A 25,576-nucleotide genomic window follows, 5' to 3' on the forward strand; every position below is an offset into this window, starting at 1 on the left:
CCCGCACCACTCCACGCAAGAACACAAGAAACAGGAGTCATGCCATGAGAGGTCTTACCGGACAGCGCATCGTCATCGCCGGAGGCGGCAACGGGATAGGCGCCGGCACCGCCGAGCGCCTCGCTGCCGAGGGCGCCACGGTCGTGATCGGCGACATCAATGCGGACGCGGCGCACGCCACCGCCAAGCGCATCACCGAAGCCGGCGGAAACGCATTCGCCGTCGAGTTCGACCTCGCCGACGAGCGGTCGGTACGCGCCCTGTTCGACACCGCCGTCGACCACCTGGGCGGAGTCGACGGGCTCTACAACGTCGGTGCCGACGCCTCGGCGGACGTGCTGGGTCGTGACGGCGACCTGCTGGACATGGACCCGGCCGTCTGGCGGCGCACCCTTGAGGTGAACCTGATCGGCTTCGCGCTCACCTGCCGCGCGGCCCTTCCGCTGCTGCTCGAACAGGGCCGCGGAGCGATCGTCAACACCTCCTCCCTGTCCGCGCACGTGGGCGACCACCAGCGCGCGGCGTACCAGACCAGCAAGGCCGGGATCAACGCGCTCACCCGCCACGTCGCCTCCCGCTGGGGCAAGCAGGGCATCCGCTGCAACTGCGTGTCGCCCGGGGTGGTGATGACCGAGTCCGCGGAGAAGATGGCCCTGACCCCCCAGGCGCTGGAATTCGCGCGGATGACCATCCCCAGCCCCCGGTTCGGCCAGCCCGGTGACCTGGCCGGAGTGGTGGCGTTCCTGCTCTCCGACGACGGGGAGTGGATCAACGGCCAGGTCTGGTCGATCAACGGCGGCGCACTTCTGCGCGAATGATGACCCGCCCCCGCGCGACCACCTCCCTGGCACGTGGTGCCGACGCCAGGGGACACCGGTCGGCGCCCGGGTCGGATGCGCAGGGCGTGGTCAGGACCGCAGCAGGTCTGCGGCGGCGAGGTGGAGTACGCCGTTGTGCCAGGTCAGGCCGCGCAGGTCGCGGACGACGATGGTGGCGTCGGTGGCCAGTCCGCGCTCACCGACTCCGATGACGGTTGCGCCCGCTGCGGCTCCGGCCTTCGCCCCCGCGGTGCTGTCCTCGAAGACAACAGTCCGCGCCGGGGCGAAGCCCAGCTTCTTGGCCGCCGCGCGGTAGCCGTCGGGGGCCGGTTTGCCGTGGCTGACGTCGTCCGCGGTGATGAGTACGGGTGGGGTGGGCAGCCCCGCCGCCTTCAGGCGGGCCCGGGCCAGGGCGGTCACTCCGGAGGTCACCACCGCCCACCGCTCGCGCGGCAGGCTTGCCAGGAAGTCGAGGGCGCCGGGGAGCGCCGTGGTGGTGACCGCGGCCTCGACCTCCAGGCGGTCGATCGCGGCGAGTGCGGCCGGTCGCTCCGTCGGGTCGGTCACCAGGAGTGCAACGGTGTCGGCCGAACGGCGGCCGTGCACCATGGCCGTCACCTGCTCCGGCGGCAGGTCACGGTCGCGTGCCCATTGGCTCCAGGCCTGGTCGACACCGTGGTCGGAGTCGACCAGGACACCGTCGTTGTCGAAGAGCAGGCCCTCGCAGGGGATGTCGAGCACGGTGGGCGGGTGGGACTGCGCAGTCATGGCGGTCTCTCGTCGTCTCTTCAGGTCACGGGGCGGTTGCGGTAGCGGCCGACCAGTTCGCGGGCGGCGGTCTGCATACGGACGGGTGGAAGCCCCTGGGCGAGGAGTGTCAGGTCGTCGAGGACCATGTCGCCGATGGCCTGGAAGGCCTCCGGGATGCCGCCCGCGCGGTGGGCGGACAGCACGAGACCCTCGAGATGGCGGGCGGGATCGTCGGCGGCGACCGGTTCGTCCGGCCATACGTCGATACCCGCGAGCAGGCGTCCGCGCGCGACGTGGGAGAGGAGTGCCGGGTAGTCGACGACCGGGGCACGGCTGACCAGGACGAGGCGGGCGCCGTCCGGCAGCAGATCGAGTTCGCGTTTCCCGATCAGGTGGCGGCTGTCGTCCGTGACGGTGGCCAGCACGAACACGAAGCGGCTGCGGGACAGTGTCTCGTCCAGCGAGGCGGGAAGCACACCGTGTTCGTGCAGGACGCCGGGCGGCAGCCAGGGGTCGTACACGCGGATGGTCGGCCGGAAGGGGGCGAGGAGCCGGTTGAGGCTGCGGCCGAGGTTGCCGAAGCCGACCAGGCCCACGTCGGAGCCTTGCAGCAGGACGGCGTCGGCGTTGCCGTCGGAGACGTAGCGCTCCTGTCCGGCACGGAAGGCGCGGTCCTCGCGGCTGATGCCACGGGCGAGGTCGAGGGCGAGTCCGAGGGAGTACTCGGCGACGGCCTGGGCGTAGGCGGGTCCGCAGCCCAGGACGTGGATGCCGCGCTCGAAGCAGGTCGGGTAGTCGACGTTGGGGAAGAAGTTGCCTTCGACGTTCAGCAGGGCCCGCAACGTGACCGCGCGGGCGAGCCGTTGGGTCGGCATGTCGGGTTGTCCGACGATCGCGAAGGCGTCGGGCAGAACCTCCTCCAGGGCTTCTTCGGCAGGGTCCTTCTCCAGGTCCACCACGGTGAAGCGGTCGCGGAGCAATTCCAGGGCGGCGGGGGTGAAGATGCGGTCCGTGCGTTGTGGGGCAGGGCGCAGGACCACCACAGGCTTGGCGGGGGTGGGGGATGGGGTGCTCACAGAACTCCTTGCGTGCGGACGGGTATCGGCTCGCCCGCCGGTCACAGCTCGGCGCTTTTGGCGCCGGTGACCAGGGCGACGAGTTCCTTGCCGGTGGCATCGCGGGTGCGGCGATGGGTGACGGCGCGGCCCTTCGATGATCCCGGTGACGACGACGGCTCCGACGCCCGGGCCGGCGATGCTGCTCCTGCCGCCGAAGAGGCTAACGCCTCCCAGGACGGCGGCCGCGCCCTTGTTGAGCGGGAGGGGGAGGTAGCTGATCGGGCCAGGGCTGCCGGGGGCGATCTCGGTAGGAAACTGGAGCGGACGATATGGGGTTTGCCGTCGGACAGCCTGCACTCGCGCAGACGGATACGGCTGCGCACCGAGGCCGGCCGCAACCCGCACGACAAGGACCTCCACGACCTGGTGGGCGAGCTGTCCACCCGCAGCGACGCCTTCCGCACCCGTTGGGGCTCCCACAACGTCCGTCGCCACGGCACCGGCGTCAAACGCTTCCACCCCCCGGTCGTCGGCGGCCTCACCCTCACCTGGCACGGCTCGGCCGTGGACGACGAACCCGGCCTCACCCTCCTCATCTACACCGCCGAACCCGGCTCACCCTCCGAAGAAGCCCTGCGCCTCCTCGCCTCCTGGACGGTCTCCCAGGACGCAGGCCGGTAGCACGGGCTGCCGGTCAGGACGGGGGCGCCGCGGTGCGTCGTCCCGAGCACGATGCGACCCCGTCCACCGGCGCTACTGGTACCACCAGCAGACGCAGCCTCCGCACCCTGCCTGCCGGGACAGGGGGCCATTGACGCTCATTCCACACTTCCGGTGGTGTGCGGCCAATCGACGCTCTGGCCGACATCGTGCGCTTCGGCCCGCTGGTAGATGCTCCAGGCTGCTGCCGCGTCCTGAACTCCGAGGCCGGCACTGATGTACGTGACGATGTCGTCGTCGCTGTCGCGACCGGTCGCGGCACCGGTCAGAACATGGCCGAGTTCGAGGACTTCCAGCTCCGCCGCGCCGGCCTGGGCCAGAGCCGCGACGATCGGACCGCAGTTCTGCCGTGCCGTCGGTTCGTGATCGACGACGACGTGACGGCCGGCGCGGAGGATGTCGGGTCCGATCTCGCAGCGGTGCCGGTCGAAGGATCCGACTGTGACGACGGTGGCACCGGGTGAGAGCTCGCGCACGGAGAACAGTGGCTCGGTGGCCAAGGTGGCGCAGACGACGACGTCCGCCTCGGCGATCGCGTCGTTCAGGGACCCCACCTGTTCGACGTCGAACCCCTGCTCGCGCAGGCGGCCGACGGACGCGTCGAGCGAGGACCGGCGCGGTGACCACATCCCGGTCCAGGCGTAGGACCTGTTCCTCTGCAGTGCGGCGATGTGCGCCTGCCCCTGCACGCCGGACCCCAGTACGAGGAGACGGGCCGCGTTCTTCCTGGCCAGTGCCTCGACTGCGACCGCGCTGGCAGCGGCTGTGCGCAGCGTGGTGAGCGCCGTGCCGTCCATGAAGGCCACAGGAACGCCGGTGCCGGGGTCGAGCACGGCGACCACGGCATTCACTGTTGGCCGGCCCGCCACCGCGTTCCCGGGGTTGATACTTCCGAACTTGCAGACGGGGCCGCTTTCGCGGTCGAGGCGGGAGGCATAGCAGAAGACGGTGTCGGGCTCGTCTGCCATGTGGCCGCCCAGGATCTTCTCGGGTTGCCATGCCTCTCCCCGCGCGAGAGCGACGAAGGCCGTCCGCTGCGAGGAGATCGCGGTATCGATGTCGAAGAGGGAGCGGACGTCCTGCTCGTCGAGGAATCTCATGGCTGCAGCACACGGCGGGGCGAGAGGGGGGCGGCCGGCATCATGCGGTCATCGCCAAGGTATGACGACATTTTCGAGTCTCCTCAAGGCAAGTGGGCCTGTGGACAGGTGGCAGGTGTCGACCCGGGACGCGGAGCCGGCCGTCGAAGGACGACGGGCTCGGGTTTCGTGGCGAGCCGGCAGCGTGGCCGCCGGTGGTAGTGAAGTATGTGAAGGACGGCGGTCACCAACAATGCCTTCGCTGGCGGACCGGCCGTCCGGGTACGTCTGAGTCAAAAATCCGGCTACGGCTCCCGACAGCCGGTCGCCTGCGCAACGCCCTCTCAGATGGCCGCGCGAATGGCCTGTTCGAAGCCCACGACGTGACTGCGGGCCAGCTGTGCCGCCCTGTCCGGGTCACCGGCGACGATCGCCTCGATCAACGGTCCGTGCTCTTCGACGTGACCGGCCATGTCGGACAACCGGTCGACGAACAGACACCAGATGCGGGTGGCCAGGTTGTCGTACCGGACGAGGGTGTCCTCCAGGTACGGGTTGTGCGTGGCGGCGTAGATGGCGCGGTGGACCTGAAGGTCCAGGTGCATGAGCTCGGCGGCGTCGCGCCGCCCGGGATCCACGCTCTCCAGCTCCCGCAGGACGTCCGTCAGCGTCGCCCGGTCCGTGGCCGTGGCGCGCCGCGCGGCCTGGGAGGCGGCCAGGGGCTCCAGTTCCTGGCGTACTTCGGAGATGTGGGCCAGGTCGGTGATGTTGACGTCGGTGGCGAAGGTGCCGCGCCGGGGGTAGGTCGCGATGAGGCGCTCGTACTGGAGCCGCTTGAGGGCCTCGCGCACCGGTGTCCGGCCGACGCCGAGGGACTGTGCCAGCTGGTCCTCGTTGATCGGCGCGCCCGGGCGGATCTCCAGCATGACGAGCCGGTCGCGGATGACGCGGTACGCGCGTTCGGCGAGGGACAGTTCCTCGCCTCCGGGCTCTGTCGCCGTCTGCTGCATGAGATGCCCCCTTGACCTGGCCGACAAGCTCCCATACCTTACCGCAGAGGTTGATATATCAGTCGTTCATTAGTTGGCTCTCAGAACGGTGTGCAGATGGCAACGAACCCGTCCACCACCACGGTCGCCTCCTCTCTCTCCGTCCCGCTCAGCGAGCTCGACCCGGAGGTCGCCGCCGCGGTCGACGCCGAGCTGCGCCGTCAGCAGTCCACCCTGGAGATGATCGCCTCGGAGAACTTCGCCCCGGCGGCCGTCATGGAGGCCCAGGGCTCCGTTCTCACCAACAAGTACGCCGAGGGCTACCCGGGCCGCCGCTACTACGGCGGCTGCGAACACGTCGACGTCATCGAGCAGTTGGCCATCGCCCGGGTGAAGGAACTCTTCGGCGCCGAGGCCGCCAACGTGCAGCCCCACTCGGGCGCCCAGGCCAACGCCGCCGCGATGTTCGCGCTGCTCCAGCCCGGCGACACGATCCTCGGCCTCGACCTCGCGCACGGCGGTCATCTGACCCACGGCATGCGCCTCAACTACTCCGGCAAGCTGTACAACGTCGTGCCGTACCACGTGCGCGAGTCCGACCTGCGCGTCGACATGGACGAGGTCGAGCAGCTCGCTCTCGCCCATCGGCCCAAAATGATCGTCGCCGGCTGGTCCGCCTACCCCCGGCGGCTGGACTTCGCCGAGTTCCGGCGGATCGCGGACGCGGTGGGCGCGTATCTGCTGGTGGACATGGCGCACTTCGCCGGGCTGGTGGCCGTGGGCCTGCACCCGAATCCGGTGCCGTACGCCGACGTCGTGACGACCACCACGCACAAGACCCTCGGCGGCCCGCGCGGCGGGGTGATCCTCAGCCGTGCCGCCCTGGCCAAGAAGATCAACTCCGCGGTCTTCCCGGGCCAGCAGGGCGGCCCGCTGGAGCATGTCATCGCGGCGAAGGCCGTGGCCTTCAAGGTGGCGGCGGGGGAGGAGTTCAAGGAGCGCCAGCAGCGCACGCTGGCCGGCGCCCGCATTCTCGCCGGACGGCTACTGGCCGACGACGTGGCCGAGGCCGGGATCACCGTGCTGACCGGCGGCACCGAAGTCCACCTGGTCCTCGTCGACCTGCGGAACTCCGCGCTCGACGGGAAGCAGGCCGAGGACCGGCTGGACCGTATCGGCATCACCGTCAACCGCAACGCGGTGCCGTTCGACCCCCGCCCGCCGATGGTCTCCTCGGGGCTGCGGATCGGCACCCCGGCCCTGGCGACCCGGGGCTTCGGCGAGGCGGAGTTCCGGGAGGTGGCCGACATCATCGCGCAGGCCCTGAAGGACGAGCGGCTCGGCGACGAGCGCGTGGGCCTGCTGCGCGACCGGGTCGCGAAGCTCGCCTCCGCCTTCCCCCTCTATCCCCACCTGTCCCACCTGTCCCACCTGTCCCACCTGTCCCACCTGAACGGAGACGCGGTATGACCAGCACGGCGCTGCCGGAGCATCCGGACTGGCTCTGGCGCAACCCCGACCCGCGCTCCTCGTACGACGTCGTCATCGTCGGCGCGGGCGGCCATGGCCTGGCCACCGCCTACTACCTTGCCAAGAACCACGGCATCACCAACGTCGCCGTCCTGGAGAAGGGCTGGCTGGCCGGCGGCAACATGGCGCGCAACACCACGATCATCCGCTCGAACTACCTGTGGGACGAGAGCGCGGCGATCTACGAGTACGCGCTCAAGCTGTGGGAGCGGCTCCCGGAGGAACTGGACTACGACTTCCTGTTCAGCCAGCGCGGCGTCCTCAACCTCGCCCACACCCTGCAGGACGTCCGTGAGGGCATGCGCCGAGCCAACGCCAACCGTCTCAACGGCGTCGACGCCGAGTGGCTCGAACCGGAAGAGGTCGCCAAGGTCTGTCCCATCCTCAACGTCTCCTCCCGTACCCGGTACCCGGTCCTGGGCGCCACCTTCCAGCCGCGCGCCGGCATCGCCAAGCACGACCACGTCGCCTGGGCGCTGGCCCGCCGGGCCGACGAGATGGGCGTGGATCTGATCCAGGGCTGCGAGGTCACCGGCTTCCTCAAGGACGGCGACCGGGTCGTGGGCGTCGAGACCAACCGCGGCCGCATCCTCGCCGGCAGTGTCGGTCTTGCGGCCGCCGGGCACAGCAGCGTGCTGTCCGAGCGGGCCGGCGTCCGGCTGCCGGTGCAGTCGCATCCGCTGCAGGCGCTGGTCTCCGAGCTGCACGAGCCGGTGCACCCCACCGTCGTCATGTCGAACCACGTGCACGTGTACGTCTCCCAGGCCCACAAGGGCGAGCTGGTGATGGGCGCGGGCGTGGACTCGTACAACGGCTATGGCCAGCGCGGCTCCTTCCACGTGATCGAGCAGCAGATGGCCGCCGCCGTCGAGCTGTTCCCCGTCTTCGCCCGCGCGCACGTGCTGCGGACCTGGGGCGGCATCGTCGACGTCAGCCCGGACGCCTCCCCGATCATCGGCACCACCCCGGTCGAGAACCTGTACGTCAACTGCGGGTGGGGGACCGGCGGCTTCAAGGCCACCCCGGCCGCCGGCTGGACCTTCGCCCACACCATCGCCACGGGCGAGCCGCATCCCCTGAACGCCCCCTTCGCCCTCGAACGTTTCGCGACGGGCGCCCTGATCGACGAGCACGGCGCCGCAGCCGTGGCCCACTGACAGCCTGTTGAGAGAAGGACACCGTGCTGCTGATCAGCTGCCCATGGTGCGGTCCCCGCAACGAGACCGAGTACCACTACGGGGGACAGGCCCACGTCCCCTACCCCGGCACCCCCGCGGACCTCACCGACGAGCAGTGGGCCGAGTACGTCTTCTACCGGGACAACCCCAAGGGCCCCTTCGCCGAGCGGTGGATGCACAGCATCGGCTGCCGCCGCTGGTTCAACGTCCTGCGCGACACCGCCACCCACGAGGTACTGACCTCCTACCGGCTCGACGAGCCACGTCCCGAACTGCCCCAGGCCGGAGGACAGCGATGACCGACCAGCACTTCCGGCTCAGGCAAGGCGGCCGTATCGACCGCGACGCCGTACTGCGGTTCACCGTCGACGGACGGGAGCTGACCGGGCATCCCGGCGACACCGTCGCCTCGGCGATGCTGGCCAACGGCGTCGTCGAGGTCGCCCCGTCGCTCTACCGCGGTCGCCCGCGCGGCATCGTCGCCGCAGGCGTCGAGGACCCCAACGCCCTGCTGCAGATCGACGGTCCGCACTCGGAGGGCATGCTGCCCGCGACGACGGCGGAGCTGTACGACGGCCTGTCCGCCACGACCCTGTCAGGGATGGGCCGGCTCGACCCGTCCACCGACCCCGCCGTCTACGACAAGAAGTACGTCCACACCGACGTCCTGGTCGTCGGCGCCGGACCGGCCGGGCTGGCGGCAGCCGCCGCTGCCGCGGGCTCCGGCGCCCGCGTGATCCTCGTCGACGACCAGCCCGAGTCCGGCGGTTCGCTGCTGTCCGCGCGCACCGAGCTGGCCGGCGCGCAGAGCGCCCTGGAGTGGGTCGCTGAGATCCGCGCGGCACTCGACGCCGCACCCGAGGTCGTCGTACTGCAACGCACAACGGCCTTCGGCTCGTACGACGACAACTACCTGCTGGCCCTCCAGCGGCGTACCGACCACCTCGGCGCCGACGCACCCGCAGCCTCCGAAGGCATTTCACGGCAGCGGCTGTGGCACATACGGGCCCGGCAGGTGGTCCTGGCGACCGGCGCGCACGAGCGTCCGCTGGTCTTCGCCGGCAACGACCGGCCCGGCGTGATGCTCGCCGCGTCCGTGCGCTCGTACCTCAACCGGTACGCCGTGGCACCGGGCTCGCGGGCCGTGGTGAGCACCACCAACGACAGCGCCTATGACACGGTCGCCGATCTCTACGCCGCCGGGATCGGCATCGCCGCCGTTGTGGACGCGCGCCCCGAGCTGTCCCACCGGGCCGCCGAGGTCGCCGTGGCGACCGGGGTGCGGGTGCTGACGGGAAGCGCGGTGGTCGGCACCGAGGGGGACGCCCGGCTCACTGGCGTCACCGTCCAGGCTCTCGACGAGAGCGGCCAACTCACCGGTGAACCACGGTCGTTCGACTGTGATCTGCTCGCCGTCTCGGGCGGCTGGAGCCCGGTGGTGCACCTGCACAGCCAGCGCCAGGGCCGGCTGCGCTGGGACGAGGACCTGGTCGCCTTCGTTCCCGACGGCACCGTACGGGACCAGCAGGTCGTCGGTGCGGCTCGCGGGACGTACGGCCTCGACGGCTGCCTGGCCGAGGGGGCGCGGGCCGGTGCGCGGGCGGCGACGGACGCAGGGTTCGCGGTGCCGGTGCCCACGGCTTCGTACAAGGAGGTACGTCCTGAGGTGCGCGCCCTCTGGCTGGTGCCCGCCCCCGACGGCGAACCCGGCAGCTGGGACACCCACCTCGTCGACCTGCAGCGCGATGTCACGGTCGCCGACGTCTGGCGGTCCACCGGCGCGGGCATGCGCGGCGTCGAACACGTCAAGCGCTACACGTCGCTCGGTACGGCCAACGACCAGGGCAAGACGTCCGGCGTCAACGCGATCGGTGTGATCGCCGAGGCCCTCGGCGCGGGCGCGTCTCCCGGGGAGATCGGCACCACGGCCTACCGGGCCCCCTACATGCCGGTGGGCTTCGCCGCCCTGGCCGGTCGTGAGCGCGGAGAACTGTTCGACCCCGAACGCACCACGTCCATCCACAGCTGGCATGTGGCACACGGCGCCGAGTTCGAGGACGTCGGGCAGTGGAAGCGCCCCTGGTACTTCCCCCGGCCCGGCGAGGACATGGACAAGGCCGTGGCTCGCGAGTGCCGTTCGGCCCGTGAGGGGGTGGCGATCATGGACGCCTCCACCCTCGGCAAGATCGAGATCTGGGGCGCGGACGCCGGCGAGTTCCTCAACCGCGTCTACACCAACGCCTTCAAGAAGCTCAAGCCCGGCATGGCGCGCTACGGCGTGATGTGCAAGCCCGACGGCATGATCTTCGACGACGGTGTGACGCTCCGCCTCGACGACAACCGCTTCTTCATGACCACCACGACCGGCGGCGCGGCCGGGGTCCTGGACTGGCTGGAGGAGTGGCTGCAGACCGAGTGGCCCGAACTCGACGTCCACTGCACCTCGGTGACCGAACAGTGGTCGACCATCGCGGTCGTCGGCCCGCAGTCGCGCCAGGTCGTGGCCCAACTCGCGCCCGACGTCGACCTGTCCGCCGAGGCGTTCCCCTTCATGGCCTTCCGCGAGACCACCCTGGCCTCCGGCATCCCCGCCCGCATCTGCCGGATCTCCTTCTCCGGCGAACTCGCCTACGAGATCAACGTCTCCGCCTGGTACGGCCTGGCCGTCTGGGAGCAGGTGTTCGCGGCCGGGCAGCCGTACGGCATCACCCCGTACGGCACCGAGACCATGCACGTGCTGCGCGCCGAGAAGGGGTACATCATCGTCGGCCAGGACACCGACGGCACCGTCACCCCACAGGACGCGGGCATGTCCTGGGTGGTCTCGAAGCAGAAGGACTTCGTCGGGAAGCGGTCCTACTCCCGCGCCGACACCTCCCGCACCGACCGCAAGCAACTGGTCGGCCTGCTGCCGGCCGACCGCACGACCCGGCTGCCCGAAGGCACCCAACTCGTCGCGCCGGACGTGCCGATCACTCCCGAGGCCGGGCCGGTGCCGATGCTCGGCCACGTCACCTCCAGCTACCACAGCCCAGCCCTCGGCCGCCCCTTCGCCCTCGCCCTTGTCGCCGACGGGCGGGCAAGGATCGGCGAGACCCTGCTCGCCCCGGTGGGCGACGACTTGGTGCCCGTCGAGGTGGCCGACTTCGTTCTCTACGACCCTGAAGGGACCAGGCGAGATGGCTGAGCTGACCGCCGCATCGCGTACCAGCCCCGTGGCGCATCTGGAGGATCGGATGCGCGCCGCCACCGTCACCGGCGCCCGCGCCGTCACGCTGACGGAGTGGCCGTTCATCGCCATGGTGAACGTGCGCGTCGACCCCACGTCCGAGGCAGCCGACCGTATCGGGAAGGCCCTGGGGGCACCCCTCCCGCCGCAGTGCGGCCACACCTCCACCTCCGGACCCCACACGGTCCTCTGGCTCGGCCCCGACGAGTGGCTCGTGCTATCCCAGGCCGACGCGACCGCTGTGACCGCCGAGTTGAAGGAGGCGCTCGGAGCGGACCCCGGCTCGGTCGTGGACGTCTCGGCGAACCGCACCACGCTGGAGCTGAGCGGCCCGGCCGCCCGGCACGTGCTGGAGAAGGGCTGCCCGCTGGACCTCCACCCCCGGGCCCTCGGCCCCGGCCAGGCCATGTCGACCACGGTGGGCCCTGTCGCCGTACTGCTCTGGCAGGTCGACGACACACCGACGTACCGGCTCCTTCCGCGCTCCTCGTTCGCCGACTATCTGGCCCGCTGGCTCATCGACGCGATGAGCGAGTACCACGGCCCGGTGATTCCCTGATGACGTCGACCAGTGACGGTACGCACAAGGTCACCCCGGACAAGGCCTTCAAGCCCATGCGCGACACCGGCCGGGACATGAAGACCAAGGACAAGGAATCCGCCCACTCCGACTCGCGGACCGACCCCGCCACGGTGCCGGTCGAGCACGTACTCACCCTCGACTGCCCGGAGTCTCCCGGCATCGTCCACGCCGTCTCCCGGTTCCTCGTCGAGCACGGCAGCGACATCATCGACAACCAGCAGTTCGGAGACCGCCGCGACGGGCACTTCTTCATGCGGGTGCGCTTCGCCACCGTCGGCAGCGAGAACACCCCGCAGACCCTGCGCCGTGACTTCGCCGCCGTGGCCGATTCCTTCGCCATGCGGTGGCACCTCGAACCGGTCAGCACCCGGCGTCGCGTGCTGATCATGGCGTCCCGCTACGGCCACTGCCTCAACGACCTGCTCTTCCGCGCGCGCAGCGGCGACCTGCCCATCGACGTGGTCGCGGTGGTCTCCAACCACCGCGACCACGAGACACTCGTCGCCTGGCACGACATCCCGTTCTTCCACGTGCCGGTCACCGCCGCGACCAAATCCGAGGCCGAAGCCCGGCTGCTGGAAATCGTCGACTCGTGCGACCCCGACCTGGTCGTGCTGGCGCGCTACATGCAGGTGCTCTCCGACGACCTGTGCACCCGACTGGCCGGCCGGATGATCAACATCCACCACTCGTTCCTGCCCAGCTTCAAGGGCGCCAAGCCCTACCACCAGGCACACGAGCGGGGCGTCAAGCTCGTCGGCGCGACAGCCCACTACGTCACCACCGACCTCGACGAGGGCCCGATCATCACCCAGGAGGTCATCGACGTCGACCACAGCCACACCCCCGACGACCTGGCCGCCATCGGCCGCGACGCGGAGTCGGCGGCCCTGGCCCGAGCGGTCCGGTGGCACTGCGAAGGCCGGGTGTTCGTCCAGGGCAGGCGCACGGTGGTCCTGCGCTGACGGCCCGGACGCAGGGTGGTGTCCGGCACGCCGGAATCCGCCGGCGGTCGAAGTGGGCTTGGGGCAGCAGGCTGACCATGTAGCGGGTGCTGCGTTCGGCTTTGACACGCCACAGGCGTGCTGCCGCCGATTCCCGATGCCGAGGCCCGGCGAGAGACAGCAAAGGAGAGCAGTCACCATGTCTTTCAAGCGGATGATCCACGCGGTGGACACGCATTCGGGCGAGCCGATGCGTGTCATCACCGGAGGCGTCCCGCACATCCCTGGTGCGTCCGTCTACGAGCAGATGAAGTGGCTCGAGCAGAACGACGACCAGCTCCGGTCGCTCATGCTGCGTGAGCCCCGTGGGTACCCGCCCCTGTGCTGCAACCTGATCGTTCCACCCAAGCACCCGGAGGCCGCGGCCGGTTACATCATCATGGAACAGGTCGAGTACCCCGTGATGAGTGGTGGCAACACCATCGCCGTCGCGACCGTCCTGCTGGAAACCGGCATGATCCCCATGCGGGAGCCCTTCACCGAGTTCACGCTGGAGGCCCCGGCCGGCCTCATCGGCATCAGGGCCGAGTGCCGCGACGGCAAGGTCAGGCAAGTGACCTTCGAGAACGTCCCCGCCTTCGCCGCTCACCTCGACGCCGTGATCGAGGTCCCCGAGCTCGGCCAGGTGACCGTCGACGTCGGGTGGGGAGGCATGTTCTACGTGATCGCGGACGTCCGGCAGTTCGACGGACTGCAGCTGGTCCCGTCCCACGGACGGGAGATCGCCCGCGTTTCCTCCCTCATCCTCCGGGCCGCCCAGGATCAGCTGCCGGTCGAGCACCCCGACTACCCGGGCATCGGAATCACGATCTCCCAGCTGTCCGGCCCTACTGACAATCCGGCTGCCGACATGAAGAACGCGGTGACCATGGCGAGCGGCCCCGTGGATTTCTCCAACCCCGCGACGTGGACCGGTGCCATCGACCGGTGCCCGTGCGGCACCGGTACGTGCGCGCGGATGGCCACCCTGCATGCCAAGGGCGCACTCAAGCTCAACGAACCCTTCCGCCACGAGGGGATCCTCGGCACCGTCTACACCGGCGAACTCATCCGGGAGGCGCAGGTGGGGCCCTACACCGGGGTTGTCCCGACCATCGGCGGCCAGGCGTGGATCACCGGTTACAACACCCTCGTACTCGACCCCGACGACCCGTTCGTCGACGGTTTCACCGTCGGGGACATCTGGGCCTGAGCCCTGCCCCCTGGTCCGGACGAGCGGGGCCCCACCACTGGGTCCTTCGCTATGCGAAGGACGCGACGGGCTTGCCGAAGACGCCCTCGTCGGGAACGACGCCGAGACCGGGGCCGGTCGGTACCTGGATGTGGCCCCCTTCGACCCGGATCGGGTTGTCCGAGTCGTAGTGGACGTCCATGAAAGGTTCGGCGATCCATACGCCTTCGAGCAGCCGCGGCTTCACCGTCGCGCCGAGGTGAACACATGCGGCAGCGATGATGTCCCCTCCCCACGAGTCATCAGATGTATGAGGCATGGAACGTGATTCGCAGAGGTCTCTGACAGTCGCGATACCTCCCAGACCGCCGAGACGTGTGACCTTGAGTCCGAATCCGTCGCACACTCCGAGCGAGATCGCCCGGAGCACGTCATTGAGACTCTCGGTGTTCTCGTCGAGGTAGATCCCGTGGTGCAGTTGCCCGCGAATCGCGGCGATCTCCTCCATCGTGTTGCAGGGCTGCTCGAAGATGAAGGGGATGTCGGCGCATTCCCGGCCGATGCGAAGCACGTCGCGTGTGTTCAGCGCCCGGTTGGCGTCGACGGAAAGGCGGGTGCACCCCGTCGCTTCCCATACCTTGCGAATCGTCTCGATATCGAGTTCGACCGGTCGCCCGCCCACCTTGATCTGCAGCCGCGGATAGCCCTCGGTGATTCGCTCCACGGCGGTTCGGGCAACTTCATCCGGCTCGCCGACGGGCAGCGCGTAATAGGAGTTCACGCGCTCGCTCGCCGCGCCGCCCAGCATGTCGCACACGCGTATGCCGTGGGCCTTGCCGATCAGGTCGTGCATCGCGATGTCGATCGCGGCTTTCGCGTAGTCGTGCCCGTAGAGGAGCGCTGCCATCGCACGGCGTATTTCCAGCGGACCTGTCACCGTTCTGCCGATCAGGCCCGGCGCCATCTGATTGAGTGCGGCCCGGGCACCCAGGGCATGCTCCTGCGCATAGGTCGGGCCGACCGGGCATACTTCCCCCCAGCCGGATATTCCCGTGTCGGACACAACTTCAACAATCGTCGAGTCCAAGGTCGTATAGGCGCCTTCGGACATCCGATATACCTTGCCGCTCAACGGCAGGTCCATTTGGTACACGTGAATCTCGGCGATGCGCATTCTTACCTTCTTTCGTTTTCACACCGTCGAGGCCGGCGGGATGAGCACCAGCTTTCCGAGGTGGCGTTTCGTGAGGAAGTCTTCCTGCGCTTGAGCGATGGCTTCCAGGGGGTAAGTGCGGGAGACAACCGGTCGAACTTCCTCACTTTCGACGTACTTGATCACGTTCTCGAACACGTCGTCCTCTTGGAACGTGCAGCCGAACACCGAAAGGTCCTTGAGGTACAGCGTGCGCAGATCGATCTCCGCGAGCGGCCCTCCGATGGCGCCCGCGATGGCATAGCGGCCGCCGGGGCGCAGCAGGTCCAGCAGGCTCGGAACCTGAGGGCCGCCGACGAGATCGATCACCACGTCGACGGAGCCGCCGCCAAGGGCGTTGATCAGATCGGCGCCCCGGTCAACGGTCCGGTCGGCGCCCTGCGCCATGACATCGGCGGCCTTCGTGGCCGAGCACACCGCGATGACGGTCGCGCCCCGGCGTTTGGCGAGTTGTACGGCGGCGAGCCCCACTCCGCCCGAGGCGCCGGTCACGAGCACGCGCTCCGCCCCGACCGCGGCCCGGTGCAGCATGTTCTCCGCGGTGGAGTAGGCACACGGCACGGCCGCGAGTTCCTCGTCGCTCCAGTCGCTGTGAACGACGTACGTCTCCGTGGCGGGAGCAACCGTGAACTGTGCGAATCCGCCGTCGCATTCGCTGCCGAGGGTCCAGCACGCGTAAGGCTGGTAGTCGACGGGTGTGCGCAGCATGTTCCGTACGAGGACTCGTTCGCCGATCCGATCGCGTGACACTCCCTCACCCACGTCGGCGATGCGACCGCAGACGTCCGCACCCTGGATGCGGGGGAATTCAAGGGCTCTGCCCGTCCACGTCGCGTCCGCGTCGTCGACGGCGTCGAAACCCGCTGATCCTCCTTCGCCCGTCCCAGAGGTGATCACTTTCGAGTACCAGCCGATACGGGTGTTCACGTCCGTGTTGTTGATCCCGGCTGCGGCGACCTGGATGAGCACCTCGCCCTTCTTGGGGCGGGGGACGGGTACGTCCGTCCGGTACTCGAGTTTCTCCAGCCCGCCGTGCCCGGTGAGGAGGACGGCTGCCATCGTCTTCGGCAACAAGTTCGCAACCTTTCAACTTGGCCTCACAGCCCCTTGTCACGCGTCGATACGGACGTCGCTCAAGGGCTTGGAGCAGCAGATGAGGATCTTGTTCTGGGCGACCTCGCGGGGACGGATCCCCCCGTTGTGCTGCATGTCGACCTCTCCGGACAACATGGTCGTCTTGCAGGTCCCGCACATCCCCTGGGCGCACGAGGCCGGAGGCGCGAGGCCGGCCGCGTAGGCGGCGTCGAGGAGGGTTCCGTCAGCGGCGCAGGTGATGGTGCGGCCGCTGCGGACGAACTCGACGCTGTAGGTGGTACGCGCGCCGGTTTCCTCGTCCGATGCAGGGGCGTCGTCACCCACGGGGCCGACGGGCAGCGTCGCGGCTCCGTCGCCGTCGGCAGGAGCGGGAGCACCGGAAGCGGGGAGGCTTTCGAAGGAGAAGCTCTCCTCGTGATACCCGCGCATGTCGTAGCCGACTTCCCCGAGGATGCCCCGGATCGACGCCATATAGCCGGCGGGCCCGCAGGTGTAGGTCTCGCGTTCGTCGAGGTCGGGTGCGAGTGCCTGGAGTATGGGCGCCGTCAGGCGGCCGCGCAGCCCCACCCACCGTTCCGAGGGGTAGTCGTCCTCACACACATGGACGACCCGGATGTTCGGCATGACAGCGGCCATGGCGTCCAGCTCGCGGCGGAAGATGATGTCCGCCGGCGTCCGGGCGCTGTGTACGAAGAGGACATCCGCATCGGAGCCGAGGTCGTACATGGTCCGCGTCATTGACATGAGCGGAGTGATGCCGCTGCCGGCGGACAGGAACAGGTACTTCGGTGCCGGCGGGTTCGCCAGCGTGAAGCCGCCCAGCGGTGCCTGGGCGGTGATGCGAGTGCCGGGGACCACGTGGTCGTGCAGCCAGTTCGAGACCGGGCCACCGGGGACGCGCTTGACCGTGATCGAGATCAGATGCGGGCGTGTCGGCGGTGACGAGATGGTGTAGCAGCGGGCGAATGCCGCCCCGTCGATCTCGAGTTGGAGCGTGACGAACTGACCCGGGTCGAAGCTGAACGTGCGATGGCCGTCTGCCTCGAAGTGGAAGCTCTTGACGTCATGGGTGATCTCAAGAACCTTGCGGCACACCAGGACCGCCTGCTCCTCCTCGCCCCAGCAGTCCGCAGCCCAGGGCGGGGGCATCAGACCGAAATCAGCCTGGGTCCCGAACAGATCACCTGCGGTGACGACGGTGTCCGGGCCAGTTGCTGCGACCACCACTTGAACCTCCAGTAGCACGGTGGGCACCGATTGATGACTCGAAGCCGAACCCGCTGCGTCAGATGAGCAGCGACTCGGTCGGGTAAAGCGTTCAGTTCTGCGCGGCCGGACTCAGATGCCGGCACCGGCCCGTTGTACCGCATGACGCAACGTTCGTGTTATGCGAGACAAGAGTGGGTCCGCCGATCCTCGGTTGTCAACAGGCCTCGTCAGGCCGCCGAGGGGGCCCACGCGTGCGACCGGTTCACCGATGTGCCGGTGTCCGGCGAGCCGGGTTGTCGGGCGAAACCGCCAGGTAATCAAGCCTTTACGGGGCGGGCGGCAAAGCATCGAAACAGCCGTGACGGAGCCCTTGACAGGTCATGGGGTCACTCTTAGCCTCGGTTCGCACAGTGCGATTGTCCCACTCTGCGAAACAGAGATGGGTCGCGAGCTCTTGATCATGAGTGGGAGATGTCCTGTGAACTTCTCGTCCGGCAAGCCGGCATCGGGCCCTGACATCGCCGAGATGGTCGCGCGCCGAGCGGTCGGCTACAGCCTTGAGGCGCCCTTCTACACCAGCCGCGAGGTGTACGACCTCGACCTGGACGCCATATTCGGCAGGCACTGGCTGTTTGCCTGCACGGAGGCGGAGCTCGCCGAGCCGGGCGATTACGTCACCCTTGATATCGGGCGGCAGTCGATCATCATCGTGCGGGATGACGACGAGAGCATCCGAGCCCTGCGCAACGTCTGCCGGCACCGCGGCTCCCGGATCCTGCAGGACGCGTGTGGTTCTGTGGGCAACCTGGTCTGCCCGTACCACCAGTGGACCTACCGCACCGACGGCAGCCTGATCCATGCCGAGGGTCAGGACCCCGCGCTCGACCGTAAGCAGTTCGGCCTCAAGCCCGTCAGTGTGCGCACCGTGGCCGGCCTGGTCATGGTGTGCCTCTCCGATGAGCCTCCCACCGACATCGACGAGGTGGCCGCGGTCATCGAGCCCTACCTGGCGCCCTATCGGCTCCAGGACGCGAAGGTCGCGCACCAGATCGACCTGATCGAAGAGGGCAACTGGAAGCTGGTCGTGGAGAACAACCGCGAGTGCCAGCACTGCGACGCCGGTCATCCCGAGTTGCTCACCGCCTACTTCCCCGTCGGCCTCTACGCCGGGGGCGACTACCCCCCGCGGATGCGTGCCGTGCTCGAGCGTTACCAGGCTGCCGAGGCTCGTCTGCACTCCGCCTGCGCGGCGACCGGCATGCCGATCGGCACGCATCGCGAGCTCGACGGCCGGCCCACCGGGTACCAGATCACCCACCTGCCGCTCGACGGCGACGGCATCTCCTTCGGCGAGGCGGGGGCGCAGGTCAGCCGCAAGCTGATCGGTGAGATCCCGGCCCCCGAGTTCGGCGACATGTCCCTGCACATGCAGCCCAACTCCTGGTTCCACCTGCTCAGCGACCACGCCGTTGTCTTCCGGGCTGTGCCTGTCGCGCCGGACAAGACCCTGGTACGCACCACCTGGCTCGTGCACGCCGACGCCGTCGAAGGCGTCGACTACGACGTCGACGCGTTGACCGCCGTGTGGCGTGCCACGAACGAGCAGGACCGGGCGTTCGTCGATCTGGTTCAGCGCGGCGCGAGCGACCCGGGATACGAGCCCGGCCCCTATGCGGGAGTCGAGGGTGACGTCGAGGCGTTCGACAATTGGTATATAGAGCGTCTACGTGAGCATTTCGGTATCAAAGATGCTTACCAGGATCAGCTCGCCGAGGTCTCGGACCAGTGATCATCCATCGAGCACTCGAAGCTTCGAGCCCCGTGATCTTCACGAGTCTGTGAACCGAGTACGCACCACCGTGACGGGAGTCCGGCATGAACGCGATTGTGGCCCGTGAGACATACAAGGTCTTCGGTAAACGCCCAGACCGTGGCGTGGCACGTCTACGCGAAGGGGCGACGCGTGAGGAGCTTCGTAAGGACGGCATCACCGCAGCGGTGATCGACGCGTCCTTCGAGGTACGCGAAGGCGAGATCTTCGTCGTCATGGGACTGTCCGGCTCGGGCAAGTCGACGCTGATCCGCATGGTGAACGGGCTGTTGGAGCCGACGGCGGGCGAGCTGCTCGTCTACGGCGAAGACGTCGTCACGATGAACGACCAGCAGCTGCGACGCATGCGCCGCGAGAAGGTCAGCATGGTCTTCCAGCACTTCGCGCTGTTTCCGCATCGCACCGTGGGTGAGAACGCCGCGTACGGCTTGGAGATCCAGGGAATCGGCAGGGACGAGCGCGAGCGCAGCGCCAAGGAGGCGCTGCGCCTGGTGGGACTGAAAGGCTGGGAAGAATCACTTCCGGGGCAACTGTCCGGAGGTATGCGGCAACGCGTCGGCCTGGCGCGCGCACTGGCGACAGGCACCAACATCCTGCTGATGGACGAGGCGTTCAGCGCCCTGGACCCCCTGATCAAACGCGAGATGCAGGACCAGTTGATCGAGCTCCAGCACAAGCTGGGCAAGACCATCCTCTTCATCACGCACGATCTGAACGAGGCCATGCGCCTCGGGGACCGAATCGCGATGATGCGCGACGGGAAGATCGTTCAGATCGGCACGGCGGAGCAGATTCTCAACGACCCGGCCGATGACTTCGTCGCCCAGTTCGTGCTGGATGTCGACCGAACGCGGGTACTGACCGCCGGCGCCGTCATGACCCCACCGGTGGCCCTCGTCGGCTCCGAGCTCGGCCCCCGAGCCGTCCAGAAGCTGATGCGTGACCATCAGGCCGCGCGCCTCTTCGTGGTCGACCGGAACAAGAAGCTGTGCGGTGCCGTCGACGAAGAGGCGATCGTCAAAGCCGTACAGGCCGGGGCAAAGACCCTCGACGGCGTTCTCGACGACCAGGTGGTGAGTGTGTCCGTGCATGCCCACCTCTCCGAACTGCTGGCGGTGAGTGCCGACACCCCCAGGGCGCTGGCTGTCGTCGACGACGACGGCCGAGTGGAGGGGGTGCTCGCCAGAGTCACGCTGCTCCACGCTCTGGGGCAGCGCGGCGCCGTACAACAGGCCAGTAACGGCCAGGCCTCCGCACCGCAGGAACTTCACTCCGACCACGTCCGAACAGAGGTGAGCGCGCGATGACTGTGCTGTCGCTGATCGACGTTCCCAAGATCCCCGTAGGGGACTCGCTCCAGGACTTCTTCGACTGGCTCACCAAGAATTTCAGTGGGTTCTTCGACGCGGTGAGCAATGTCATCGGCTCCGCTGTCGACGGGCTCATCAGTGTGCTCGAAGCTCCGGACCCCGTGATCCTGGCGCTGGTCTTCGCCTTCGTCGGGTTGCTGACGAAGGGGTGGAAGTTCGCCGTCGCGTCCCTGCTCGGGTTGGTGCTCATCATCAGCATGGAGCAGTGGGCCGCCGCGATGCAGACGCTGGCGCTCGTTCTGGTCTCCACGTTGGTCGCGGTGCTGATCGCGATCCCCACCGGGGTGCTCGCGGCGCGCAGGCGGTGGGCGAGTGCGGCGCTCAGGCCGGTCATGGACCTGATGCAGACGATGCCCGCCTTCGTATGGCTGGTGCCGGTCGTCACGCTGTTCAGCATCGGCGTCGTCCCGGGTGTCGTCGCGACGATCATCTTCGCCCTGCCGCCGGGCGTCCGACTCACGGAGCTGGGGATCCGGAACGTGGACCCGGAGGTCGTCGAGGCGGCCAACGCCTTCGGCTCCACGCCCCGCCAGACCCTGTTCGGCGTACAACTGCCGCTGGCACTCCCGACGATCATGGCGGGCGTCAACCAGGTCATCATGCTGTCCCTCTCGATGGCGGTCATCTCCGGTCTCGTCGGAGCCGAAGGGCTGGGCGGGCAGGTGACCACCGCCATTTCGACACTGGACCTCGGTCTCGGCTTCGAGGCAGGGCTCTCGGTGGTGATCCTGGCCATCTATCTGGACCGGGTCACGGCCTCCGTCGGACAGGGGATGGGCGGTGGCGGGAGGCGCGGTTTCTGGCTTCGCAGGCCACGGCCGTCCGCTCCCGAAGAAGAGGACTCCCCTCTCGACGGAGGTGAGAAGGAATCACCCGCGGTGGCGGAAATCGGGCCAGTAAAGATCGGCGGATAGGCCACTGCGGCCGTCCGGCACGTGAGAGGAACAAGAACGATGGCGAAGCGATGTAGAGCGGTTTCGATGCGGCTCGGTATTGCCGTGTCCGTACTCGCCCTGGCGGCGGCCGGCTGTGCGGAAAGCGGCGGCGCCGGTGGCGACGACAAGACCATCACGATGGGCGTGATCCCGGGATGGACGGACGAAACGAGCACGGCGTACGTGCTCAAGAACGTTCTGGAAAAGAACGGCTACACCGTAAAGATCACGAGTCTCAGTGACAACGCCCCGATGTACACCGCGCTCGCGAACGGGGACATCGACCTGCTGTCCTCCGCCTGGCCGGAGCGTACGCACAAGTCCTACATGGACAAGTACGGCGACAAGATCGAGGACATCGGCACCTATTACGACAGCGCGGGGCTCTTTCTCGCGGTGCCCACGTACTCGGACATCAAGTCCATTGCCGATCTGCCCAGCCACGCCAAGGAGTTCGACGGCAAGGTCACCGGAATCGAGCCGGGCGCCGGTCTGACGAAGGCGACGCAGGACGATGTCTTCCCCGCCTACGGACTCGACAGCGAATTCAAGCTGGTGACCTCCTCGACGACCGCGATGCTCACCGAACTGAAGAAGGCCACGGCGGCGAAGGAACCCATCGTGGTGACGCTGTGGAAGCCGTTCTGGGCCAACCAGGGCTTCCCCGTCCGGCCCCTTGAGGACCCGAAGGGAGCGTTCGGCAAGCCGGAGGGCCTGCACAGCCTCGCCCGCGACGGATTCGCCAAGGACTTCCCGGACGTCGCCGAAATGATCAAGAACTTCAAGCTGTCCGACGCGCAGTACGGCAGCTTGGAGGACTCCGTGGTCAACAAGTTCGGTCAGGGCAAGGAGCCGCAGGCCGTTCAGGCATGGCTCAAGGAGAACCCCGACTACGCGCCGTCCCTGGAGAAGTACCTGAAGAAGTGACGCGGCTGCCCCGGTACGGCACTTCCTCACCTGAGAACCATGAGGCAGAGCGCCGTACCGAGGCCCGCCGGTTCCACCGACGGGCGGGAGCCACCTGACGAAGCCCCGCCACGCACCCGTGAATCGCGCTCCCCATCCAGGAGCAGGACGGAGTCACCTCACATGGCAGGCAACAAGGTCGTCGTCTACCAGGGGCCCGGCAAGGTCGGGGTCGAGGAGATCGACTATCCCAAGCTCGAACTTCCCAACGACGTGGTGAACGGTCTGGGCATCAAGAAGGCCGCGCCGCATGCCGTCGTACTGAAACTCGTCACCACCAACATCTGCGGCAGCGACCAGCACATGGTCCGTGGTCGTACTACGGCTCCCATAGGCCAGACGCTGGGCCACGAGATCACCGGCGAAGTGGTCGAGGTGGGTGACGACGTCCTCTTCGTCAAGGAGGGCGACATCTGTTCGGTGCCGTTCAACATCGCCTGCGGACGCTGTCGGATGTGCGACGAGGGCAAGACCGGCATCTGCCTGAACGTCAACCCGGCCCGCGCCGGCGCGGCGTACGGATACGTCGACATGGGCGGCTGGCTGGGCGGCCAGGCGGAGTACGTCATGGTGCCGTTCGCCGACTTCAACCTGCTGAAGTTCCCCGACCGCGACGCCGCGTTGGCCAAGATCCTCGACCTGACGATGCTCTCCGACATCTTCCCGACCGGCTACCACGGAGCCCACACCGCCGGCGTCACCACCGGCTCCACCGTGTACGTCGCGGGGGCCGGACCCGTCGGTCTCGCCGCGGCGTACTCCGCGCAGCTGCTGGGTGCCTCGGTCGTCATCGTCGGTGACATGAACGCCGAACGGCTCACGCAGGCCCGGAGCTTCGGCTGCGAGACCGTCGACCTCAGCAGCGGCAACAACCTGGCCGACATGATCGCGGAGATCCTGGGTGAGCCGGAGGTCGACGCCGCCGTCGACGCGGTCGGCTTCGAAGCCCGCGGGCACGGGGCGGGCGCCGGCGAGGCTCCGGCGACGGTGCTCAACGACATGATGACCGTCGCTCGCGCCGGCGCGTCGCTCGGCATCCCGGGGCTCTACGTCACGGGCGACCCCGGCGCGGTCGACGACGCGGCCAAGGTGGGGCAGATCGGCGTACGCCTGGGCCTCGGCTGGGCCAAGTCGCATGTGCTCACCACCGGCCAGTGCCCGGTCAAACGCTACAACCGGCAGCTGATGAACCTCATCCTCGCCGACAAGGCGCACATCGCCAGGGCGGTCAACGCCGTCACGATCGGACTCGGCGAGGCGCCGCAGGGCTACCAGGAGTTCGACCAGGGCGCGGCGAAGAAGTACGTCATCGATCCGCACGGGATGGTGGCCGCCTGACTCCCGTTCGTCCGGCGGCCGTACAGCCGTCGTAGGGAAGGCCGTCCCCCTGCACGCACCACCGAGCAACACCTACGCAAAGGCACATGGAGGACACAGTGAAGGACGTGGTGATCGTCGGGGGCGGCCTCGCCGGCCTGGCGGCGGCGTGGAGACTGCGCCACCGCGACATCCTGCTGATCGAGGCCGACGACCGGGTCGGCGGCAGGATCCGCTCCGAGGCCCGCGGCCCCTACTGGCTGAACTGGGGTGGCCACGTCTACGACGGCGGTCCCGTGTCGGCCACCCAACGGCTGCTGAAGGACACGGGGTTCACGTCAAGGCCGGTGCCGGGGAACCTGACAGGCCTCAGCATGAACGGCCGACTGCTGCTCAGCGGTCGCGTGGAGACCTTCCCCTTCCGGGTCCCCATGTCGTGGGGCGACCGGGCGAGTCTGATCCGGGTGGGAGCGAAGGTCCGGCTGGCCGTGGCGCGCTACGCCCGGCTCGTCAAGCGCCGCCCGGGCGAGGACGAGGCCACCCGCCAACAGCGGGTCTACGACTTCATGAACGACCGTTCCTTCGCCGACTTCATCGGCACGCTCCCCGAGGACGCCGAAGCGCTCTTCAAGCCCACGGTGACCAGATCCTCCGCGGAGATGCACCAGATCTCCGCCGGCGCCGGCATCGGGTACTTCAACCTGGTCTGGAACATCGGCGCCGGACTGTCGCACAGCATCGACGGGGGACCCTCGACCCTGCTGGAGGGCATCGCCGACGCGCTGGGCGACCGGGTGCAACTCGGCGCCGCCGCCGAGGAAGTCGTGAACAAGGGCAACTCCGTCGTGGTGCGATACCGCCAGGATGGCGTCGAACACGAGGTCGAGGCCCACAGCGTCATCCTCGCCACGACCGCGAGCGTGAGCCACCGCATCGGTGTCGACCTCGACGAAGACCTCCGCGAGGCACTCTCCCAGGTCAAGTACGGCCCGTTCGTGAGCGCGGCCTTCCTCACCGACGAGACCGAACGCCAGAAGTGGGACGGCACCTATGCGATAGCCACCCCCAAGCGGTCGTTCAACGTGGTGCTCAACATGTCCAACAACGTGCACGGCCACACGCGGGAACGACAGCCGGGCAGCAGCTTCATGACCTTCTCTCCGGCCGGTCTCGCCCGCCACCTGCTGGAGCAGGACGACGAGACCATCCTCCGGACCTACATCGACGATCTCGACCAGGTGCTGCCCGGCTTCGCCTCACACGTCGCCGAGGCGGAGGTGGCACGGTGGCCCGAGGCCTCGCCCTACTGCTTCCCCGGCCGCGGCCGGCTCCAGTCGACGCTCACCAGGCCCAACGGCCGAGTGATGCTGGCGGGGGACTACCTCGGCACCCAGTACACGGAGACCTCGGTGCACACCGCCTTCGCGGCCGCCCAGGCCGCGGAGAACCTCCTGGACGCCGCCGACCAGCCCCGGCGCCGAGCCGCGTAGAAGCCGCCGGACCCGACGCTGACGTAGGTCTCCGCTTTCCT

At 68.5% G+C, this 25,576-nt stretch carries 21 protein-coding genes and 1 pseudogene; 15 read left to right on the forward strand and 7 right to left on the reverse strand.

Annotation, left to right across the window (positions count from 1 at the left end):
- Positions 1-44: 44 nt before the first annotated feature.
- Entirely contained in the window at positions 45-818 is a 774-nt protein-coding gene (locus ACH4TV_RS21515; RefSeq protein WP_398400357.1) for an SDR family NAD(P)-dependent oxidoreductase, read from the forward strand.
- A gap of 90 nt (positions 819-908) precedes the next feature.
- Here ACH4TV_RS21515 and ACH4TV_RS21520 read toward each other — a convergent pair whose 3' ends face one another.
- On the reverse strand, positions 909-1,586 hold the full coding sequence (locus ACH4TV_RS21520) for an HAD-IA family hydrolase (RefSeq protein WP_398400360.1): 678 nt from the start codon (positions 1,584-1,586) through the stop codon (positions 909-911).
- A 20-nt stretch (positions 1,587-1,606) separates the two neighbouring features.
- Entirely contained in the window at positions 1,607-2,644 is a 1,038-nt protein-coding gene (locus tag ACH4TV_RS21525) for a hydroxyacid dehydrogenase (protein WP_398400362.1), read from the reverse strand.
- Positions 2,645-3,001: 357 nt separating this feature from the next.
- Between ACH4TV_RS21525 and ACH4TV_RS21530 the strand changes: the two are divergent.
- Positions 3,002-3,307 (forward strand): annotated as a pseudogene (locus ACH4TV_RS21530) (transcriptional regulator); the annotation flags it as partial.
- Between the two features lie 137 nt (positions 3,308-3,444).
- On the opposite strand, the gene ACH4TV_RS21535 reads toward ACH4TV_RS21530, so the two are convergent.
- Complete coding sequence (locus ACH4TV_RS21535) at positions 3,445-4,446, reverse strand: ornithine cyclodeaminase family protein (RefSeq protein WP_398400364.1); 1,002 nt, start codon at positions 4,444-4,446, stop codon at positions 3,445-3,447.
- Between the two features lie 323 nt (positions 4,447-4,769).
- Positions 4,770-5,435 (reverse strand): GntR family transcriptional regulator, encoded by a 666-nt coding sequence (locus ACH4TV_RS21540; RefSeq protein ID WP_398400366.1) that lies wholly within the window; start codon positions 5,433-5,435, stop codon positions 4,770-4,772.
- Positions 5,436-5,531: 96 nt separating this feature from the next.
- Between ACH4TV_RS21540 and glyA the strand changes: the two genes are divergently transcribed.
- The 7 genes from glyA (at position 5,532) to ACH4TV_RS21575 (ending at position 14,130) form a co-directional block, all read left to right on the forward strand.
- Complete coding sequence (glyA, locus tag ACH4TV_RS21545; RefSeq protein ID WP_398400368.1) at positions 5,532-6,884, forward strand: serine hydroxymethyltransferase; 1,353 nt, start codon at positions 5,532-5,534, stop codon at positions 6,882-6,884.
- Complete coding sequence (locus ACH4TV_RS21550) at positions 6,881-8,101, forward strand: sarcosine oxidase subunit beta family protein (protein WP_398400369.1); 1,221 nt, start codon at positions 6,881-6,883, stop codon at positions 8,099-8,101. The genes glyA and ACH4TV_RS21550 overlap by 4 nt, the downstream gene beginning before the upstream one ends.
- Before the next feature lie 23 nt (positions 8,102-8,124).
- A complete protein-coding gene (locus ACH4TV_RS21555; RefSeq protein WP_328842721.1) occupies positions 8,125-8,421 on the forward strand; it encodes a sarcosine oxidase subunit delta in 297 nt (98 codons plus the stop codon).
- A complete protein-coding gene (locus ACH4TV_RS21560; protein WP_398400371.1) occupies positions 8,418-11,309 on the forward strand; it encodes a sarcosine oxidase subunit alpha family protein in 2,892 nt (963 codons plus the stop codon). The genes ACH4TV_RS21555 and ACH4TV_RS21560 overlap by 4 nt, the downstream gene beginning before the upstream one ends.
- Entirely contained in the window at positions 11,302-11,910 is a 609-nt protein-coding gene (locus tag ACH4TV_RS21565; protein ID WP_398400373.1) for a sarcosine oxidase subunit gamma, read from the forward strand. The genes ACH4TV_RS21560 and ACH4TV_RS21565 overlap by 8 nt, the downstream gene beginning before the upstream one ends.
- Before the next feature lie 77 nt (positions 11,911-11,987).
- A complete protein-coding gene (purU, locus tag ACH4TV_RS21570; RefSeq protein WP_398400739.1) occupies positions 11,988-12,899 on the forward strand; it encodes a formyltetrahydrofolate deformylase in 912 nt (303 codons plus the stop codon).
- Between the two features lie 178 nt (positions 12,900-13,077).
- Complete coding sequence (locus ACH4TV_RS21575) at positions 13,078-14,130, forward strand: proline racemase family protein (RefSeq protein ID WP_398400375.1); 1,053 nt, start codon at positions 13,078-13,080, stop codon at positions 14,128-14,130.
- A gap of 49 nt (positions 14,131-14,179) precedes the next feature.
- On the opposite strand, the gene ACH4TV_RS21580 is transcribed toward ACH4TV_RS21575, so the two are convergent.
- The 3 genes from ACH4TV_RS21580 to ACH4TV_RS21590 are packed head-to-tail and all read right to left on the reverse strand — an operon-like array spanning position 14,180 to position 17,641.
- Positions 14,180-15,283, reverse strand: coding sequence for a mandelate racemase/muconate lactonizing enzyme family protein (locus ACH4TV_RS21580; protein WP_398400377.1), 1,104 nt, complete (start codon positions 15,281-15,283; stop codon positions 14,180-14,182).
- Between the two features lie 18 nt (positions 15,284-15,301).
- Positions 15,302-16,393, reverse strand: a complete 1,092-nt coding sequence (locus ACH4TV_RS21585) for an alcohol dehydrogenase family protein (protein WP_398400379.1) — start codon at positions 16,391-16,393, stop codon at positions 15,302-15,304.
- A gap of 39 nt (positions 16,394-16,432) precedes the next feature.
- A complete protein-coding gene (locus tag ACH4TV_RS21590; protein ID WP_398400381.1) occupies positions 16,433-17,641 on the reverse strand; it encodes a 2Fe-2S iron-sulfur cluster-binding protein in 1,209 nt (402 codons plus the stop codon).
- 463 nt (positions 17,642-18,104) lie between these two features.
- On the opposite strand from ACH4TV_RS21590, the gene ACH4TV_RS21595 reads away from it, so the two are divergent.
- The 6 genes from ACH4TV_RS21595 (at position 18,105) to ACH4TV_RS21620 (ending at position 25,535) form a co-directional block, all read left to right on the forward strand.
- A complete protein-coding gene (locus ACH4TV_RS21595) occupies positions 18,105-19,415 on the forward strand; it encodes an aromatic ring-hydroxylating dioxygenase subunit alpha (protein ID WP_398400383.1) in 1,311 nt (436 codons plus the stop codon).
- Positions 19,416-19,501: 86 nt separating this feature from the next.
- Positions 19,502-20,764: a glycine betaine/L-proline ABC transporter ATP-binding protein gene (locus ACH4TV_RS21600; RefSeq protein ID WP_398400385.1), complete on the forward strand. Its 1,263-nt coding sequence runs from the start codon at positions 19,502-19,504 to the stop codon at positions 20,762-20,764.
- The gene (locus ACH4TV_RS21605) at positions 20,761-21,741 is read left to right on the forward strand and encodes an ABC transporter permease (RefSeq protein WP_398400387.1); all 981 of its coding nucleotides are present in this window, start codon (positions 20,761-20,763) and stop codon (positions 21,739-21,741) included. Before ACH4TV_RS21600 ends, ACH4TV_RS21605 begins: the two co-directional genes overlap by 4 nt.
- 66 nt (positions 21,742-21,807) lie before the next feature.
- Complete coding sequence (locus ACH4TV_RS21610; RefSeq protein ID WP_398400389.1) at positions 21,808-22,689, forward strand: glycine betaine ABC transporter substrate-binding protein; 882 nt, start codon at positions 21,808-21,810, stop codon at positions 22,687-22,689.
- Between the two features lie 162 nt (positions 22,690-22,851).
- Positions 22,852-24,066 (forward strand): formaldehyde dehydrogenase, glutathione-independent, encoded by a 1,215-nt coding sequence (gene fdhA / locus ACH4TV_RS21615; protein ID WP_398400391.1) that lies wholly within the window; start codon positions 22,852-22,854, stop codon positions 24,064-24,066.
- 86 nt (positions 24,067-24,152) lie between these two features.
- A complete protein-coding gene (locus ACH4TV_RS21620) occupies positions 24,153-25,535 on the forward strand; it encodes an FAD-dependent oxidoreductase (RefSeq protein ID WP_398400392.1) in 1,383 nt (460 codons plus the stop codon).
- Positions 25,536-25,576 lie beyond the last annotated feature (41 nt).

Source organism: Streptomyces sp. NPDC020898, assembly GCF_044333925.1.
GTDB lineage: Bacteria > Actinomycetota > Actinomycetes > Streptomycetales > Streptomycetaceae > Streptomyces.

What these genes read in the sequence shown, in the direction of transcription:
- ACH4TV_RS21610 (WP_398400389.1), top strand. Translation starts at nt 21,808, where the DNA reads ATGCGGCTCGGTATTGCCGTGTCCGTACTCGCCCTGGCGGCGGCCGGC.
- ACH4TV_RS21520 (WP_398400360.1), bottom strand. Translation starts at nt 1,586, where the DNA reads ATGACTGCGCAGTCCCACCCGCCCACCGTGCTCGACATCCCCTGCGAG.
- glyA (WP_398400368.1), top strand. Translation starts at nt 5,532, where the DNA reads ATGGCAACGAACCCGTCCACCACCACGGTCGCCTCCTCTCTCTCCGTC.
- ACH4TV_RS21620 (WP_398400392.1), top strand. Translation starts at nt 24,153, where the DNA reads ATGGAGGACACAGTGAAGGACGTGGTGATCGTCGGGGGCGGCCTCGCC.
- ACH4TV_RS21575 (WP_398400375.1), top strand. Translation starts at nt 13,078, where the DNA reads ATGTCTTTCAAGCGGATGATCCACGCGGTGGACACGCATTCGGGCGAG.
- fdhA (WP_398400391.1), top strand. Translation starts at nt 22,852, where the DNA reads ATGGCAGGCAACAAGGTCGTCGTCTACCAGGGGCCCGGCAAGGTCGGG.
- ACH4TV_RS21560 (WP_398400371.1), top strand. Translation starts at nt 8,418, where the DNA reads ATGACCGACCAGCACTTCCGGCTCAGGCAAGGCGGCCGTATCGACCGC.
- purU (WP_398400739.1), top strand. Translation starts at nt 11,988, where the DNA reads ATGAAGACCAAGGACAAGGAATCCGCCCACTCCGACTCGCGGACCGAC.
- ACH4TV_RS21565 (WP_398400373.1), top strand. Translation starts at nt 11,302, where the DNA reads ATGGCTGAGCTGACCGCCGCATCGCGTACCAGCCCCGTGGCGCATCTG.
- ACH4TV_RS21540 (WP_398400366.1), bottom strand. Translation starts at nt 5,435, where the DNA reads ATGCAGCAGACGGCGACAGAGCCCGGAGGCGAGGAACTGTCCCTCGCC.
- ACH4TV_RS21580 (WP_398400377.1), bottom strand. Translation starts at nt 15,283, where the DNA reads ATGCGCATCGCCGAGATTCACGTGTACCAAATGGACCTGCCGTTGAGC.
- ACH4TV_RS21535 (WP_398400364.1), bottom strand. Translation starts at nt 4,446, where the DNA reads ATGAGATTCCTCGACGAGCAGGACGTCCGCTCCCTCTTCGACATCGAT.
- ACH4TV_RS21600 (WP_398400385.1), top strand. Translation starts at nt 19,502, where the DNA reads ATGAACGCGATTGTGGCCCGTGAGACATACAAGGTCTTCGGTAAACGC.
- ACH4TV_RS21515 (WP_398400357.1), top strand. Translation starts at nt 45, where the DNA reads ATGAGAGGTCTTACCGGACAGCGCATCGTCATCGCCGGAGGCGGCAAC.
- ACH4TV_RS21550 (WP_398400369.1), top strand. Translation starts at nt 6,881, where the DNA reads ATGACCAGCACGGCGCTGCCGGAGCATCCGGACTGGCTCTGGCGCAAC.
- ACH4TV_RS21605 (WP_398400387.1), top strand. Translation starts at nt 20,761, where the DNA reads ATGACTGTGCTGTCGCTGATCGACGTTCCCAAGATCCCCGTAGGGGAC.